Source organism: Anaerococcus sp. NML200537, assembly GCF_026131715.1.
Taxonomy (GTDB): domain Bacteria; phylum Bacillota; class Clostridia; order Tissierellales; family Peptoniphilaceae; genus Anaerococcus; species Anaerococcus kampingae.
On sequence record NZ_JAMXSL010000073.1, the window covers coordinates 1 to 1,603 of the forward strand.

The following is a 1,603-nucleotide window of genomic DNA, read 5'->3' on the forward strand; positions in this document are numbered from 1 at the left end:
AAATAGGCTCACTTAATAAAGCTTATGAAATTAATATTTTTTTCTTAAGCAGCTTTGTATTTTATGATTTCTAAGTTCTTATTTTCTATTTTGGTTGCCAGTTTATTTAAGTTTAGTGCTATTGATAAGAGGCATATTTCACTTATTATATTTTCTTTTCCTCTATGGTGGAATCTGTTGTAGTTTAGTCCTGACTTTATTTTGGAAAATGCTCCTTCAGCTTGGATTGATCTATTTAATCTTTCTTCTATTCCTTGGTCTGATATTATGTTTTCTAATGATTCTTTCCTATATTTTTGGAACGTTTCTGCTATGTAAATGCCTTTAGTTTTTTGACCATCTTTGTTCCGGTCGAAACACCTATAGACTTTTGTGGTTGTTATATATCCACTTTTTCTTTTTCTGTATTTATCATTACATCTTATGAATTCTTTGCCTTCTTTTGATATGTACTTATCTTGAGTTTCATCATAGACTAGGCTTTCCCTGAATTCTTGTTCTTTTTTATATTTTCGTGTTTTTGATTTTTCGTAGTTTGATGGTTTTATGTAGGATGTTAGATTATGCTCAGCTAGATATACATAGTTTTCTTCGCTTTCGTATCCTGCATCTGCTACTATTTTGTCTAGTTCATTTGGATAGGTTGTTTGGAGTTTTGATAAGAATGGTTTTAGGGTGTACATGTCATTTGGATGGTGTGATACATTTTCTCCTATTATGAAACCTGAGGCACTTGCTAATTGGATATTGTATGCTGGCTTAAGTTGACCATTTCTCATGTGGTCTTCTTTCATTCTCATGAAGGTTGCGTCATGGTCTGTTTTTGAGTAGGAGTTTCTGTAATCTCCCATTATTTCTAGGTGTTCTTGATAAGTTTCTAACTTATTTTTCCAATCTTTTAGTTGTTCATAGTCTCGTTGGAGTTGATGTTTTCTTTTTCCTTGACCATGTACGAAGTTTATTTTCTTTTCTATACATTCTTTACTTACTTGATTAAATGATATCTTTACTACTTCTAATACTTGGGATGGTGTTAAGTCTTTATTTAAATTGAAGTGCTTTATTATTCTGATTCTTAGTTTTTCTTGCCATTTTTCTGTGCTTCCTCTCCGGACAAAGCTGTATCTGTTGGCATAAGATTCTATTTTTGTTCCATCTATGTATATACTTGATAGATCTATTTGCTTTTCTTCTACTAGTATTTCTACTATTTGACTTAGTAGATTAGGTGTTAGATTTACTATTTTCTGTCTAAATCTATTTATTGTGCTATGATCTGGTGGGGTTTGTCCGTCAAGAAGATATTTTATTCTTAGATCATATTTACATGATTTTTCTATTTCTCTTGATGAGAATATTCCTTCAGAGTAGCAGAATATTATTATTTGAAGCATTGTTACTGGATTTACAGTAGGTTTTCTCCCAAATGATGAGTAGACTTTTCTTAGTTCTGTTAGGTCTATCCTTTCAATTATATTTTTTACAAGCCTTAGTTTTATGTCATCTTGGATGTATACTTCTGTGTTAAAGTTTAATTTTAATTGAATTGTATCACCAACTAGTGTAAGATTAGTTAATGATGATGTATTACTATTTTGTTTCA

1 protein-coding gene is annotated in these 1,603 nt (G+C 30.6%); it reads right to left on the minus strand.

All coding sequences use genetic code 11. The annotated features are described in order from the left end of the window. Positions 1-44: 44 nt before the first annotated feature. On the minus strand, positions 45-1,603 hold a 1,559-nt coding region (locus tag NH288_RS11295; protein WP_265215396.1), incomplete at its 5' end, for an IS1182 family transposase.